Annotated in this window: 17 protein-coding genes and 1 riboswitch; of the genes, 12 read left to right on the plus strand and 5 right to left on the minus strand. The window is 37.6% G+C overall.

Annotated features, from left to right (window positions below; translation table 11 throughout):
- The first annotated feature begins 12 nt into the window (after positions 1-12).
- The 5 genes from ACRPLQ_RS23745 (at position 13) to ACRPLQ_RS23765 (ending at position 6,507) form a co-directional block, all read left to right on the plus strand.
- Entirely contained in the window at positions 13-1,470 is a 1,458-nt protein-coding gene (locus ACRPLQ_RS23745) for a CoA-acylating methylmalonate-semialdehyde dehydrogenase (RefSeq protein ID WP_328172487.1), read from the plus strand.
- A 112-nt stretch (positions 1,471-1,582) separates the two neighbouring features.
- Positions 1,583-3,517, plus strand: a complete 1,935-nt coding sequence (gene iolD, locus ACRPLQ_RS23750; RefSeq protein ID WP_047751703.1) for a 3D-(3,5/4)-trihydroxycyclohexane-1,2-dione acylhydrolase (decyclizing) — start codon at positions 1,583-1,585, stop codon at positions 3,515-3,517.
- Positions 3,518-3,601: 84 nt separating this feature from the next.
- Positions 3,602-4,498, plus strand: coding sequence for a myo-inosose-2 dehydratase (iolE, locus tag ACRPLQ_RS23755; RefSeq protein WP_028414347.1), 897 nt, complete (start codon positions 3,602-3,604; stop codon positions 4,496-4,498).
- Between the two features lie 60 nt (positions 4,499-4,558).
- Complete coding sequence (locus ACRPLQ_RS23760) at positions 4,559-5,584, plus strand: LacI family DNA-binding transcriptional regulator (RefSeq protein ID WP_033580685.1); 1,026 nt, start codon at positions 4,559-4,561, stop codon at positions 5,582-5,584.
- Positions 5,585-5,718: 134 nt separating this feature from the next.
- Positions 5,719-6,507 carry a 5-deoxy-glucuronate isomerase gene (locus tag ACRPLQ_RS23765; protein WP_028414345.1) on the plus strand — a complete coding sequence of 263 codons (789 nt, stop codon included), beginning with the start codon at positions 5,719-5,721 and terminating at the stop codon, positions 6,505-6,507.
- A 243-nt stretch (positions 6,508-6,750) separates the two neighbouring features.
- Here the strand turns inward: ACRPLQ_RS23765 and ACRPLQ_RS23770 are convergent, their stop codons facing one another.
- The 3 genes from ACRPLQ_RS23770 to ACRPLQ_RS23780 all read right to left on the minus strand — a co-directional run bounded on the left by ACRPLQ_RS23770 (position 6,751) and on the right by ACRPLQ_RS23780 (position 8,979).
- Entirely contained in the window at positions 6,751-6,969 is a 219-nt protein-coding gene (locus tag ACRPLQ_RS23770) for a hypothetical protein (RefSeq protein WP_013055227.1), read from the minus strand.
- A 349-nt stretch (positions 6,970-7,318) separates the two neighbouring features.
- Complete coding sequence (locus ACRPLQ_RS23775; protein WP_432236295.1) at positions 7,319-8,185, minus strand: YitT family protein; 867 nt, start codon at positions 8,183-8,185, stop codon at positions 7,319-7,321.
- A 383-nt stretch (positions 8,186-8,568) separates the two neighbouring features.
- Positions 8,569-8,979, minus strand: coding sequence for an Lrp/AsnC family transcriptional regulator (locus tag ACRPLQ_RS23780; RefSeq protein ID WP_028414343.1), 411 nt, complete (start codon positions 8,977-8,979; stop codon positions 8,569-8,571).
- A 195-nt stretch (positions 8,980-9,174) separates the two neighbouring features.
- A riboswitch (PreQ1 riboswitch) is annotated at positions 9,175-9,219 on the plus strand.
- A 9-nt stretch (positions 9,220-9,228) separates the two neighbouring features.
- Here ACRPLQ_RS23780 and ACRPLQ_RS23785 point away from each other — a divergent pair.
- The 4 genes from ACRPLQ_RS23785 (at position 9,229) to ACRPLQ_RS23800 (ending at position 11,292) form a co-directional block, all read left to right on the plus strand.
- Positions 9,229-9,717, plus strand: coding sequence for a QueT transporter family protein (locus ACRPLQ_RS23785; protein ID WP_028414342.1), 489 nt, complete (start codon positions 9,229-9,231; stop codon positions 9,715-9,717).
- Between the two features lie 435 nt (positions 9,718-10,152).
- Positions 10,153-10,602, plus strand: a complete 450-nt coding sequence (locus ACRPLQ_RS23790) for a hypothetical protein (protein WP_028414341.1) — start codon at positions 10,153-10,155, stop codon at positions 10,600-10,602.
- Positions 10,603-10,671: 69 nt separating this feature from the next.
- A complete protein-coding gene (locus tag ACRPLQ_RS23795) occupies positions 10,672-10,917 on the plus strand; it encodes a hypothetical protein (RefSeq protein ID WP_028414340.1) in 246 nt (81 codons plus the stop codon).
- A gap of 27 nt (positions 10,918-10,944) precedes the next feature.
- Positions 10,945-11,292 (plus strand): hypothetical protein, encoded by a 348-nt coding sequence (locus tag ACRPLQ_RS23800; RefSeq protein ID WP_028414339.1) that lies wholly within the window; start codon positions 10,945-10,947, stop codon positions 11,290-11,292.
- Positions 11,293-11,348: 56 nt separating this feature from the next.
- Here ACRPLQ_RS23800 and ACRPLQ_RS23805 read toward each other — a convergent pair whose 3' ends face one another.
- On the minus strand, positions 11,349-11,882 hold the full coding sequence (locus tag ACRPLQ_RS23805) for an MFS transporter (RefSeq protein WP_268834003.1): 534 nt from the start codon (positions 11,880-11,882) through the stop codon (positions 11,349-11,351).
- A gap of 276 nt (positions 11,883-12,158) precedes the next feature.
- Between ACRPLQ_RS23805 and rluF the strand changes: the two genes are divergently transcribed.
- Entirely contained in the window at positions 12,159-12,875 is a 717-nt protein-coding gene (gene rluF, locus ACRPLQ_RS23810) for a 23S rRNA pseudouridine(2604) synthase RluF (RefSeq protein ID WP_014461744.1), read from the plus strand.
- Between the two features lie 37 nt (positions 12,876-12,912).
- Here the strand turns inward: rluF and ACRPLQ_RS23815 are convergent, their stop codons facing one another.
- Complete coding sequence (locus ACRPLQ_RS23815) at positions 12,913-13,866, minus strand: TRM11 family SAM-dependent methyltransferase (RefSeq protein WP_033580681.1); 954 nt, start codon at positions 13,864-13,866, stop codon at positions 12,913-12,915.
- 260 nt (positions 13,867-14,126) lie between these two features.
- Between ACRPLQ_RS23815 and ACRPLQ_RS23820 the strand changes: the two genes are divergently transcribed.
- On the plus strand, positions 14,127-14,285 hold the full coding sequence (locus ACRPLQ_RS23820; protein WP_165635927.1) for a hypothetical protein: 159 nt from the start codon (positions 14,127-14,129) through the stop codon (positions 14,283-14,285).
- A 167-nt stretch (positions 14,286-14,452) separates the two neighbouring features.
- Positions 14,453-14,842 (plus strand): tautomerase family protein, encoded by a 390-nt coding sequence (locus ACRPLQ_RS23825; RefSeq protein WP_033580680.1) that lies wholly within the window; start codon positions 14,453-14,455, stop codon positions 14,840-14,842.
- The last annotated feature ends 206 nt before the right edge of the window (positions 14,843-15,048 follow it).

Genomic DNA, 15,048 nt, shown 5'->3' on the forward strand with positions numbered 1-15,048 from the left:
GAGAGATATTCTATGACGCAAACAGCAGTAAAAACAGTAAAAAACTATATTGGTGGACAATGGATTGAATCAGTTGTATCAAAAACGGAACCTGTGTATAACCCAGCAACAGGTGAATTAATCGCACAGGTACCTCTTTCTACAAAAGAAGACGTAGATCAAGCGGTGCAAGCAGCAAATGAAGCGTTCAAAGGGTGGGCAAAAACAGCTGTGCCTAAACGTGCACGAATTTTATTCAAGTATCAGCAGCTATTAGTAGATAACTGGGATGAATTAGCAAAGTTAGTGACAGTTGAAAACGGAAAAAGCTTTAACGAAGCGCGAGGTGAAGTACAGCGTGGAATTGAATGCGTAGAATTCGCGGCAGGAGCTCCTACGTTAATGATGGGGAAACAGCTTCCTGATATTGCAACAGATATTGAGTCTGGCATGTACCGCTATCCAATTGGCGTCATTGGAGGAATTACACCGTTCAATTTTCCAATGATGGTTCCTTGCTGGATGTTCCCGCTTGCGATCGCTTGCGGCAATACATTTGTGTTAAAGCCTTCTGAGCGTACGCCGCTGTTAGCTGCAAGATTAGCTGAGCTGTTTGAAGAAGCTGGTTTGCCAAAAGGTGTATTAAATATTGTAAACGGCGCGCATGATGTGGTAAACGGTCTTCTTGAACATAAATTAGTGAAAGCTATTTCGTTTGTAGGTTCCCAGCCTGTAGCTGAGTACGTGTACAAAAAAGGTACGGAAAACTTAAAGCGTGTTCAAGCTTTAGCCGGTGCTAAAAACCATTCAATTGTATTAAATGATGCAGATTTGAACGTAGCAACAAAACAAATTATCGGAGCCGCTTTTGGTTCAGCAGGTGAACGCTGTATGGCAGCATCTGTTGTTACTGTACAAGAAGAAATTGCGGATCAGCTAATTGAAAGATTAGTAGAGGAAGCAAATGATATTGTAATTGGCGACGGCTTAGAAGAAAACGTCTTCTTAGGACCAGTCATTCGTGAAAATCATAAAGAGCGTACGCTCAGCTATATTGAATCAGGCGTGCAAGAAGGAGCGGAGCTTATTCGTGACGGTCGCACAGATGCAGCAGTAAATGGCAAGGGCTACTTTGTCGGACCAACGATTTTTGATCATGTTACGCAAGAAATGAAAATTTGGCAAGATGAAATTTTTGCACCTGTGCTGTCTATTGTACGTGTGAAAACATTAGAAGAAGCTATTGAAGTAGCTAATAACTCTCGATTTGCAAACGGTGCTTGTATTTATACAGATAGCGGCGCCAGCGTACGTGAGTTCCGTGAAAATATTGAATCTGGTATGTTAGGAGTAAATGTAGGGGTACCGGCACCTATGGCATTCTTCCCATTCTCTGGCTGGAAAGATTCTTTTTACGGTGATCTTCATGCAAATGGTACGGACGGCGTGGAGTTTTATACAAGAAAGAAAATGGTAACAACGCGCTGGTAAGTGATTCATTAAAAATCGCATTCCATTTTAAAAGGAGGTATCAGGAATTAAAGATATTCCTTATGCTTCCTTTTTTAAAATCGCAATCTAGTATTAGAAGGGAGAAAGAAGCATGGAAACAGTTAGAATGACGACGGCACAAGCATTAGTGAAGTTTTTAAATCAGCAGTATGTTGAATTTGATGGAAAGCAGCATCAGTTTATTAAAGGGATTTTTACAATTTTCGGGCACGGAAATGTAGTAGGTCTTGGGCAAGCTTTGGAAGAAGACCCAGGAAATCTAGATGTATATCAAGGACGTAATGAACAAGGAATGGCCAATGCAGCGATGGCTTTTGCAAAACAAAAACATCGAAAGCAGATTATGGCTTGCACATCTTCAGTAGGACCAGGTTCGGCAAATATGGTTACAACGGCAGCAACAGCTTCAGCTAATAACATTCCAGTTTTGTTGCTTCCCGGCGATGTATTTGCAACTAGACAGCCTGATCCCGTTTTGCAGCAAATTGAACAGTCATATGATTTATCTATTTCTACAAACGATGCTTTCCGTCCAGTGAGTAAGTACTGGGATCGCGTAAGCCGCCCTGAACAATTGATGACAGCTATGATTAATGCGATACGTGTGTTAACGAATCCTGCAGATACGGGAGCTGTAACTATTTGTTTGCCTCAAGATGTGCAGGGAGAAGCATGGGACTTTCCAGCTTATTTCTTCCAAAAGCGCGTTCACCGCATTGAGCGTCGCCTTCCGACTAGAGACAGTCTAGCAGATGCAATTCAAGCAATAAAAACAAAGAAAAAGCCAATCATCATTTGCGGAGGAGGCGTTCGGTATTCAGAAGCTGCAAAAGAGTTAAAACAATTTGCTAGTGAGTTCCATATTCCATTTGGAGAAACTCAAGCTGGGAAAAGTGCCGTTGAAAGCGACTATCGTTATAATCTTGGCGGAATAGGTGTAACAGGAAACTCAGCTGCTAATACAATCGCTAAAGATGCGGATTTAGTAATTGGAGTAGGCACTCGATTTACTGATTTTACAACAGCATCTAAACAGCTTTTTCAACATCCCGACGTGCAATTTCTTACTATTAACACGTCTGAATTTCATGCAAATAAACTGGATGCCGTGAAGCTTGTAGCTGATGCAAAAGAAGGGTTGTTTGCTCTTAGGAAAGAGCTCATGTCAATTGGCTATCAGTCTGGTTACACGACAGAAATTGCAAGTGCAAAAGACGCATGGGAAGCAGAATTAGAGCGTCTACATAGCATACGTTTTACAGGGGCAGATTTTATTCCAGAAATAAAAGGTCATTTAGATGAAAGCTTAGCTGAATATGCAGAATCACTTGGTACTCAATTAACGCAAACAGAAGTAATTGGAGAGGTTAATAAGCTCCTTGATGACAACTCCGTCATTGTTGGTGCAGCTGGAAGTCTTCCAGGTGACTTACAGAGAATGTGGAAGTCTAATAAACCCAATACCTATCATATGGAATATGGATATTCATGTATGGGATATGAAGTATCAGGTGCACTTGGAGTTAAGCTGGCTGAACCAGCTAAAGAAGTGTATGCGATGGTTGGAGATGGAAGCTATCAAATGCTGCATTCAGAGCTCATTACAAGCCTTCAAGAAAGAAAAAAGATAAATATTTTACTGTTTGATAACTCCGGATTTGGATGTATTAATAATCTTCAAATGTCAAATGGAATGGGGAGTTTTGGAACAGAGTTTCGCTATCGAAACGATGAAACAGGAAAATTAAACGGAAACGTGATGAAAATTGATTTTGCAGCCAGCGCCGCAGGCTACGGTGTAAAAACATATCGTGTAAGCTCTCTTGAAGAACTAAAAACGGCAATGGAAGATGCACAAAAACAAGAGACTTCTACATTAATTGATATTAAAGTGCTACCCAAAACTATGACAAACGGTTATGAATCGTGGTGGCATGTAGGAGTAGCAGAGGTATCTGAAAATCACCATGTACAAGAAGCCTATAAGGATAAAGTGAAAAATCTTGAAATGGCCAGAGGTTATTAACAAGCAAGAGAAATGGCCGATGTTGAGGGGAAACATTCGGTGAATATAATAGCGTTTTCAATTTGATATAGGGGAGAGGAAGACATGTTCAAGGAAAACACGGTCAAACTGGGGATTGCTCCAATCGCTTGGACAAATGATGACATGCCTGAACTAGGAGCTGAAAATACATTTGAACAGTGTATCAGTGAGATGGCTTTAACCGGTTTTAAAGGAAGTGAGGTAGGAAACAAATATCCGCGAAATGTTTCGATCTTAAGGAAGGCATTATCACTTCGGAATTTAGAAATTGCAAGCGCATGGTTTAGTACATTTTTAACGACAAAGCCGCTGGAAGAAACGGTGACGCCATTTATTGAACATCGCGATTTTTTATACGAAATGGGAGCAAAAGTAATTGTTGTATCTGAACAAGGACACAGCATTCAAGGGATGATGGATGTACCTTTATTCAAAGAAAAGCCCGTGTTCACGCCAACAGAGTGGAGCAGCCTTATAGAAGGCCTGCACTATCTTGGGAAACTAGCAAGAGAGAAAGATATGCATATTGTCTATCATCATCACATGGGAACAGGCGTCCAAACAACAGAAGAAATTGAGCAGCTAATGGAGCTTACCAATCCAGAGCTTGTTTCGCTCCTATTTGATACCGGTCATCTTGTTTTTTCAGGCGAAGAACCTCTTTATATCTTAAAAAAATATCTTCATCGTATTAAACATGTTCATTTAAAAGATATTCGCCAAGAAGTAGTTGATCGAGTCAAACAACAAGACCTGAGCTTCTTGCAAGCGGTAAAAGAAGGAGCCTTTACTGTTCCAGGCGACGGAGTTATTGAATTTGATGAAGTATTTACTACGCTTGCCGCTTCTGATTATAACGGCTGGTTTGTCGTAGAAGCAGAACAGGATCCAGCGCTTGCTAATCCTTTTGAATATGCGTTAAAAGCAAGAAACTTTATTAAAGAAAAAAGCGGTCTTTAATTTCTATTGTAAAAGGTTTTACGCCTTTTATATGTTTATGAAAGGAAAGGAGGAGATGAAATGAAGCCAACCATCTATAGTGTGGCTGAAGAAGCAGGTGTATCAATTTCCACCGTATCAAAAGTTATCAATCAAACCGGTCACATTAGTGAAAGAACAAGACAAAAAGTAATTGAGGTTATGGGGCAGTTGAATTACCATCCAAGCGTCGTAGCATCTGCTTTAACAGGAAAGCCTACTAAAACGATTGGGCTTCTCGTACCCGACATCTCCAACCCTTTTTTTGCCGATTTGGCAAGAAGCATAGAAGACCGAAGTCATGAGCGAGGTTTCCATGTTGTAATGTGTAATACCGATAACGATGCGGAAAAAGAGAAAAAATATCTATCGCTGTTAATTCGTCAGAGAATCGACGGTTTAATTGTAGCATCTGCTTTTCGCAATGCTAATCTTTTAAAAAATATGCTGAAGCAAGATATACCCATTAGCGTTATTGCTTCAGAAATCCCTCACATATCTGTTAATACAGTGACAGTGGATGACTATAAGGGAAGCTATTTGGCGACTGATTATTTGCTATCTTTGCATCATAAAAAAATTGCGATTATTACAGAAAATGCAAAAAGTAATCACGCCCGTTTAGATGCTTTTCGAGATGCCATGCAAGAAAATGGAATCACTGTGTTACCTCAGCACGTTATTACGACCGAAGCAAGTATTCAAAAAGGATATGAAAGTGCTAAGCAAATTTTTTTAATGAAGGAGAAAGTGACGGCTATTTTTGCTTGTAACGATTTACTGGCTATTGGCGTCATACAAGCGGCAAAAGAATTCAACATTGATGTGCCGAATGACTTATCAGTGATTGGCTTTGATAATACCGTCCTTTCTACTACCATCACGCCCATGTTGACGACGGTAGCACAACCGACAAAAGAAATGGCTGTAAACGTAGTGGATTTGCTGGTTAGAGAAATGGAATACTCAACGATGCATAAAGAACATTTACTTCTTGAGCCGAAATTGATTGTCCGGAAATCGACGGCTCCGTTACGAAGAAACGCCACAGCATCTGCAAATAATTGAATACAATCAAGAGTATTGCTGTTAATAAAAACTCTTCACAGTCACATATTCAAAAGAATGTATAAAGTCTATGAAGAAAAAATGAGTGATTAGTAAATTCTGATTGTGCTACTACATAAAGGAGGAAGTTAAACATGCTAGGTAAATTAGGTGAATTAAATAAAGGATACAACGTACTTACAGAAATGGCCGGTCAGCACAAAGATATGCTGATGGATATTGGGATTTATAATATGTCTCAAGGAAAAGAGGAAACCTTGCTAGACAGCAACAATGAAACGGCTATTCTTTTACTAGAAGGAAAGGTAAAGCTAGAGTGGGAAGGACATTCGAAAGAAATTCAGCGTGAGTCTCTTTTTGAAGAAGAGCCTTGGTGTTTGCACGTTTCGAAAAATGTGGAGGTTAAAATTACCGCGCTTGCCAATAGTGAAGTACTAGTTCAAAAAACGGATAATGAAAAAGAATTTTCATCAAAATTATATACGCCTGAAGACTGTCAAAATACAGTAGCTGGTGAAGGAGTATGGGAAGGTACCGCTCAGCGTGTCATTCGGACAATCTTTGATTATAATAACGCTCCTTATTCTAACCTTGTTATTGGAGAAGTTATTTCTTATCCAGGAAGATGGTCGAGCTATCCGCCTCATCATCATGATCAGCCTGAAGTATATTACTATCGTTTTGACAAGCCGCAAGGATTTGGCTGTGCAATGGTTGGAGAAGATGCATACCGTGTAGTTGATAATAGTTTTATTACAATTCCAGGTGAATTAGATCATCCTCAAGCAACGGCTCCCGGCTATGCGATGTACTTCTGCTGGATGATTCGCCATCTTGACAATAATCCATGGACAGACCGTATTATGGAAGAAGAGCATAAGTGGTTATTAGAGCCGGATGCAAAAATTTGGCCTGAAAAATAAATAAAACTCTTTATACGAAATGGGTTTCAAATGTTGAAAAGCCTCGAATAAAAAAATAATTATGCGTAAAATAATAGTTTATTTTTGTAAAATATGTTTTTATATGTTAAAGTATAGCTTGTATTAATATTCAGGCGATGATATCGCTCTTTTTGGCAGATTCCTTTTTTAGGAGTCTCTTTTTTTTCTAAACAGAAGCAAGAGATCGTATGTCAATCAAAAAAAGGAGATAAGCGTAGCCGCTTATCTCCTTTTCTTTTTAGCATTATCTAACGCTAAGTTCTTTTTCACTACTTTTTCTAAAGCAACTTCCACGTGAACATTTTTTTCATCGATGTCATTCACAAGCACGACGGTTCCTTTTCGTCCCTTAATCTTTAAATCATCACCCGTAGAAGGAATGTTTTCCCTCAGCTGGCTTAATAGAAGCTTTCTGTTTTCAAAAAAGTGGACAGCCACCATTTTATCTCACCTAATTTCATATGATATGTGTGATACAAAGATGTGTATATGAAATCCTTCCTATACATTATGCCGCCAGGGGTGGTTTTAGAACACATTGAATAGACAATTGTTGCATCGATATATGAAATAAATAGGGTGGCATAGTTATAAATCTTCTATTCTTGGACATACTTATACTACTAATCTAAAAAGGGATGTGGATGAAAATGAAGGTGGCTATCGGATTAAGTGTATTTACGGTCGTTACAGGAGCAATTGCGTTAGGGTCAGTTTACTTTTTAGCAGGGATCTTTTCGTTTTTCTTAACGGTTTTTTCATAAAAAAATCCACCAAGAGGTGGATTTTTTTATTTAGCAGCGGCTTTTGTTTCATGAGGCGAATTGCCGATAAATCCAAATTTTCCGCCGACAACTTCTTTTACTTCGTGGATGACAATAAAAGAATTCGGGTCAATTTGCTGGATTTTCTTTTTAATTTTTAATAACTCGTTCTTTTTAATAACAACGTAGATAATGCGTTTATCTTTGTTGGCGTAGTAGCCATATCCATAAAAGATGGTAGCTGCATTTCCAAATTCACTGGTGATAACTTGCGCAATGTCTTTGTACTGATCAGACATAATCGTCATTGCTTTTTTGTTGTGGAAACCTTCGATAACAACATCGACGATTTTAGCACAAAGATAGACGAATATAAAAGTATAGAGGGTATTGTTGACGCCAATAGCAAAAATCGATGCTAAAATAATGACGCTGTCCATGTAGAACATGCTTTTCGAGATATTGTAGCCTTTTGTGTAGTTTAATAAATAAGCTAAAAGAGTTGTGCCGCCGGTAGATCCATCCGCGATAAAAATGAGTGCCAGTCCTGTTCCCATTAGTAAAGCCCCGAATACAATTCCTAAAATCATGTCGTGAACGTGAAAAGGAATATAGCTGACCAGACCTAAGAAAACGGACGTCATGACAGCTCCTAGAATCGTATAGAGAATCGTTTTTTTAGTTAGAAATTTATAAGCTAAGGCAATGAATACAAGGTTCACAAGAAATGTGCTGATACTTGTAGGGATATGAAATAAATAATATAAAACAAGAGCAATACCAACCGTACTTCCGTCACCTAATTTATTTGGAATGACAAAAAAATCAATGGATGCAGCAACTAAAAGCGCTCCGGCAATAATTAAAATGATGTCTTTATAGATTGTTTTCAATATGCAAACCTCCCTGATCATTAGGATATTTTTGCGTGGAATCTTGTTTTTACTAGTGTTTCACAAATGATAAAATAAAAAACGTCTTAGAAATTGTCTAGTTATAAAACTGATCAACTTCTAAGACGAAGAATTACGATACGTGTATAATGTCTTGAGTCTGCTTTTCTATGCTTCGATGTCACCGATTATATAAACCTCTGACCGCTATGTCAACGCTATGAGAGATGTTCAACTTTTCAAAAAATAGAAGGCGGTTTCCTACATAAAAAAAGAATCCTTTGCGACGGCGCAAAGGATTTTCAAATTTATTGGAATAGGGGGAATACGTTATTAGGATTACCATTTTCATAAATTAATATACCTTTATTTTTTAAAAAAATTTATTTGTTAATGACGATTGAAAGTTTGTAATTCACATGCTGATTTAGCTCTGTCAAAAAATCATTTAATTCTTCATTCGAATGAAATTTACATTCTAGTAAGTAGCAGCCATCGCCGCTGATTTTAAAGTTGTTGATGACGTACTTCTTCTGACTTTCTACAAATGTAAGGTAGGGGTGGTGATGAATGCTCTGCGTATAGATATTTAAAAATGCATGGACGGTGTAGCCAAGTTTTCGTTCATCAATGTTAATTGTATAGCCTTTGATAATGCCTTCATCTTCTAACTTTAATACTCTAGCAGAAGCGGCTTGTCCGGTTAAATGCACTTTTTCTCCTAATTCTTTCATCTTCATACGTCCATTTTTTGATAGCTCTTCTAGTATGCGCTTATCTGTATTATCTAACATCGCTACAAATCCTTTCGTATTTCAAATCAAAAGGGTTAACTACTTTATGTCACCTATGTATACGGATACGTCTTCTATTTTATACTAAAGAAAAGTAAGAAAAAAGAGCAGTCAATATGGAAGACATGAAAGCAGCAGTAGTTTGCAAACAGCTAGATTGACGAAAGCTTAAGCTTGCTGTATGATTCTTTGAGTGTTTACGTGGTTCGTAACCATCCCACGTTAAAAAACTAAGGAGAGAATAGTAAGATGAATATAAGAACACTTTGCGTCAACGGTCTTTTAGCAGCTATGTATATTGCTGTTAGCATGTTAATTCAGCCGTTTGGCTTCACCAATATCCAATTTCGTATATCAGAAATGTTCAATCATTTGATTGTATTTAATAAAAAGTACGTGTACGGCATTGTACTAGGGGTATTTCTGACGAATTTGTTTTTTTCACCAATGGTCGCTTATGATCTGGTGTTTGGGGTAGGACAATCTGTACTATCATTACTCATTACCATTTTTTCTATGCGCTACATTAAAAATATGTGGGCTCGTATGCTTATTAATACACTTGTGTTTACGTTTACGATGTTTATTATTGCGTTTGAACTGCACCTAGCATTTGATTTACCATTTTTCTTTACATGGTTAACAACAGCTGTTGGTGAGTTTGTGGTTATGCTTGTTGGAGCACCAATTATGGCGGCAATTAATAAACGTGTACAATTTAATAAGCTAGTTGGATAAAAAGATGCGGCTGTGATAAATCTCACAGCCGCATCTTTTTTTCTTTGTTATTCTATAAGTGTAGTGATAAACCCCTTATTATTGAAGAGCTTTTCACGCATGGACAAATTACCCATATCTAGCATGTAAAAAGAGCAGGTCGCTATTGCGTTCTGCTCTTTTTGCGTAACGCAATAGCGAGTATTCAATTAGATTATTTTGAAAGAAGAAGTGACAAATCTCACAGCGTGTTCTTTTTTCTTTTGTTACGATATACATATAGTTGGCAAACTCCTTATCGAAAAGTTTTTCGCACAACAACACATTACCTATGCGTAGCAATTAAAAAAGCAGACCGACAAGGTTTGCTTTTTTAATTGTGTATTTTTACCATTAAATAACTTTTTTGAGTTATAATTGTAAAATAATCTTTGTTACGAGAGAGGGGATTATTTTTTGAATAGAAAGTTAGGAATTCTTGTTTTATTAGTGTTAGCTATCTTATTTGCCGGGTGTTCAAAAGAAGAAGACAACGTTCCTTTAAGAGAACTAGAAAAAATCCATATTAACGTCATCAAAGAACAAAAGATGAAGCAAGGGATTTCGTATGAATTGGAATTCGTAAACAAGAGCGATTTGACCATCAAACAAAACGACGTATTTTTATCGTATCCACTAAAAATAAAAAACGGTTATTCTGAAAATAAATTTAAGGTGTTAGCAGAAGGCAATAAGTTAAATATTAAGCCAAAACAAAAGGTAAAGTTGACTGCATTTCTTCCTTATAAAGGAATTAATAAAGAAGCGTTAGCTATTGATGAGCCTGACGTAAAGTGCATAGGATATTGGAATAAGATCGATGACTACCATCAATTTTCTTTTGGAGGATCTTTGAAGCGAGAATAATACATGGATTTGTTAAATGATGGAACTTATGAAGCGTGAAATCGTATATAAATCAAGGGAGAGATTTTATTGAAGAGATATGGACTATTTATCATTAGTTTCATCGTTTTCTTGGGTAGCTTTCAACTGCTATCAGGAATGATTCTTACGCTCTTATATGTTCCAGAAAGTTCGACTATGTGGAGCTCAATCGAAGGATTATCAAGTAAAGTAACGTTTGGCAGTTATTCTGGTAGCTTTGCTTTTATGATTCCGGCTGTAGCAGCTACAGCCGCTTTTTTTATCTCTAAAAAATGGGTTAGGAAAAGTGTATAAGAAACTAATAGCGGTGGTGAATAAACAGTGAATGTAGACACGGATAGATTAGTTAGCTTCTTTATTTTATGGGGAACACCCGCTGCTTTTAGTATAATAGAGTACTTTAAACTGAGTAAGACTGAAAAACAAGAAGCTATACGAGACTTAACATCATTAAAATCGATTATAACAACAGGCTTTATATTGATTGGAGGAGTGATGGCGAGTTTAGGTAGAGTATTATCGCTGCTGCCTCTGCACATTATAGGTACTTTTATTTTAGTCATTGGTGGTATCGCGGGCGCTATTGAAGCATGGAAAACAGAAAAAAAGAGAGGTATTATTATTCTTGCTTTCATAGTATCTATGATTGCTTTTACATTTGTAATATAAATTCGGCATGTAACAAGAGCTGCTCATGACTTGAGCAGCTCTCGTTAGTTTCTTATTTATTGCGTCTCCAGCTGCTGGTCTTTTTTCTTTAACGTAAGAGTGAGCAGGAACGAAACGATAGCGAAAGCGATGGCTACATAATAGACGGTATGGACCCCGCTTGTCATACTTTTTATTTGCAACAGCGTTTTATTCGCTTCATTTGATTGTTGAATAAAGTGCTGAGAAGCCATAGTCATAATACTTGTATACAAAGCTGGTCCAATCGCGCCTGCAACTTGGTTAATCGTATTTGAAATGGCTGAACCGTGAGCGTGAAGAGGTTTAGGTACTTGATTTAAAGCAAGCGTCATCACGGGCCCTATGCTTAAACCTACGCCAATTGTAAAGGCAGCGTATAAAATAGCTGCAGTCATCGTAGTTGTTTCGCTTGAAATGGTAGTGAACAAACTTAAAATAAACGTTAAAAGAATTAAACTTGTTAAAAGCAGCGGCTTAAATCCAATTTTATCGAACAAATGTCCTCCGACCATAGCTGTCAGAGCCAGCGTTACTCCTCCTGGAAGCATAAGAAAACCTGATGGTAGCAACTCTATACTGATCAGTCAATCCAGACGTCTATGTCTTGTATAGGAGTGAAGATTGACGTTGGTTTGACAGGTGTAAGCATTGCTTGAAATGTTAAGAATAAGGTTACAAAGTATTTTGAGGCTATCCTTTTATTTCTGTTAAAAAAATATAGTCAAGTAATGAAATTAAAAGAAGACGAGAAGCGTATAGCATGTTACGATAGGGACGGTATAGAAATTGACACATATCGGTTTCTAATAGAAGAGACAAATTTTAAAATTTTTAAATGTAAGGTTGTGATTCACCTGAGACTGAATAAATTTATTAGCGAATCTGGCAAAGCGTCAAGACGCGGGGCAGATAAGTTAATTAGTGAAGGAAGAGTAACCGTTAATGGAAAGGTTGCAAAAATCGGAGATCAAGTTAAGCCTGGCGATGATATTCGAGTAAGTGGCCAACAGCTTCGGATTGCTCGAAATAATGTATATATTGCACTTAATAAACCAGTCGGCATTACAAGTACGAGTGAGAAAAAAGTAAAGGGAAACATCATTGACTTAGTCAATCACCCTTTGCGTATTCATCATGTCGGACGACTAGATAAGGATTCAGACGGCTTAATTTTACTTACAAATGACGGCGATATTATTAACGAAATTTTACGTGCAGAAAACAAGCATGAAAAAGAATATATTGTTGCAGTAGATAAGCCGATTACACCCGAGTTTATCAAAAACATGTCTGAGGGAGTAAAAATTTTAGGTACAAAAACGCTTCCTTGTAAAGTGACACAGCTGTCTAAGTACGAGTTTCAAATTATTTTAACACAGGGCTTAAATCGTCAAATTCGCCGTATGTGTGAAGTGCTCGGATATGAAGTGTACCGCCTTCAGCGTACGCGTATTATGAATATTCACTTAAACAACTTGCCTGTTGGGCAATGGAGAGATTTAACGAAAAAAGAGCGTACGCAGCTATTCAAAGAATTAGACTATGAACCTAAAGAGTGGTAAATCAAAAGACACCAGCCTGTTAGACTGGTGTCTTTTTTTATTCGCATACAACTACTTGTCTAGAAAATACGCTTTTGCGCGCTACGCAGCGATCTGAAATAGAAAAGCCAGCTTCATGAATCATATGGTCAATCGTGTCTACTGTAATCACGACTACTTTATCCGCAAAGCGGCGAGCGTGTTTTAAAATAGAAAGCTGATCTTCAGGCGTCGCGTGGGTGTAGAGATTGTAAGGCATGTCGATGATCGCTACGTCATAGTGAGTGGTAACATCCGAAATCGGTCCGGTTTTGACATCACCCTTTAAGCCGAAATGCGCAATATTTTCACGAGATCCGTCGGTCACAAGTGGGTTGATATCGCGTCCTACAATATCAATGCCCATTGAAAGAGCTTCTACGAGGACTGTACCAATACCACAGCATGGATCAATCGCTTTGATTCCTTCAGGCTTTGGAACGGCAATGTTAGCTACAGCTCTTGCAAGGCGGGTACTGAGTGCCGTAGAGTATTCACGCGGTTTCTTCAAATGATGCAGCCATACAGCTTCGCTTTTTTGATATTTTCCAAAATACCAGCGTCCTTCAAATGGAACAATTCCAAACAAATGGTCAGGGTTATGCAAGTCTGCTTCTGCTACAAAATGCCAACCCACATCACGTTCAATCGCACGCTGACCTTTATAGCTTATTTTTTGATCTTTTTCCAAGTCATTAATTTTCATAAAAATGAGTTTAAATGTTTGATCTCCAAGGTCAATATCTTCTACTTGTTTGCAAATATCTGCAAGGTCATCTGATTCATACATAATATCTAATCGCTCTTTGATAAAAGGGCTTCTGCTTGGATCAAGTTTAACGGCGCTTCTTATGATAGGTTTCTCAGTTTCAATTTCAAAAAGAGAGCGTCTCTCTAATTGACATAGTGAGAGTTCCTCTTCGCTGCATGCGTATGTGTAGATATACTGAGGCAGCTGCGTATGGTTATTCAATATCGTATCATCCTTTATCGTATCTAATTATCCTTCTTCTCAAACAATAGCGAGAAAAGAAGAGAAAAGCAACGAATTTAAATATATTTGGCTGTGAATACTAAATTGAAGCGCTACATAGTCCACTTATTTGACAAAACATGCTAAAATAACTGATGATAACCTGCATGTGCTGCTGTTTATACAAAAGAACTGGATCAAGGTTTCTCAAAAATCATTTATACACTGCTGACATTTTGATGAATAGGAGAGGCTACGTGATGTCTAAAAGTGATCATGAAAAGCAACAGATGAGTCGGGCTGATATGAAAAAACAAGCTAAAACATCCTCGCAAAACCTTGTGATGAACGTACTCATTGCCATTGTATCTGCATGTATTTTAGCTCTTATTATAAATATTTTTGTACTAATGAAATGAGTCGTTATGCTGCTCATTTCTTTTTATTAGGTTCAGCTTTTATTGAAGAGTTTGAGGTCTCTTTCACTAGAGAGCACATTGTGAATAGCATATCTTTTTTTTACAAATGATAGTTGTGATATGATAAAGCAATAATACATTAGACAAAAAGCTGGAGGTTACTTAGTATGCCATTACTTAGATTTGATGTAATAGAAGGAAGAGACGAAAAAGAGTTAAAAGCATTACTAGACGCTACTCATCGAGCGATGCTAGAAGCCTTTGGCGTCCCAGAACGCGATCGTTATCAAATTGTACATCAGCATCCTGCTCATGAAATGATTATTGAAGATACAGGTCTTGGCTTTGAGAGAAGCAAGGATTTGGTTATTATAAGTGTGACGAGCAAACAGCGAACAGAAGAGCAAAAACAAGCTCTTTACAAATTAATTGTAAAAGAGCTGGGAGAAAGCTGCGGAATTCAGCCAAGCGACATTATGATTTCAATTGTTGAAAACGGTAATGCTGACTGGAGCTTTGGTATGGGAGAAGCTCAATTCTTAACTGGGAAATTATAAAATGGTTTATTATCTAGAGAAGCCCTTATTTCTAAGGGCTTTTTCTCATTTTGTCTATAAAAATATTATTCTCTTAGTCACATCTTACTCAAAATTAAATACAGACATCTGTCAAATGAATGATACAATAAGCTTATATGCCGTTTTGAGTGGGAAAACCAAAAAAGAGTTCGGCGTACTAACTTCAGAACAACAATAATTTTACA

It is taken from the genome of Priestia sp. TRN 1309 (assembly GCF_050846875.1).
In the GTDB taxonomy this organism is placed as follows: Bacteria; Bacillota; Bacilli; order Bacillales; family Bacillaceae_H; genus Priestia; species Priestia zanthoxyli.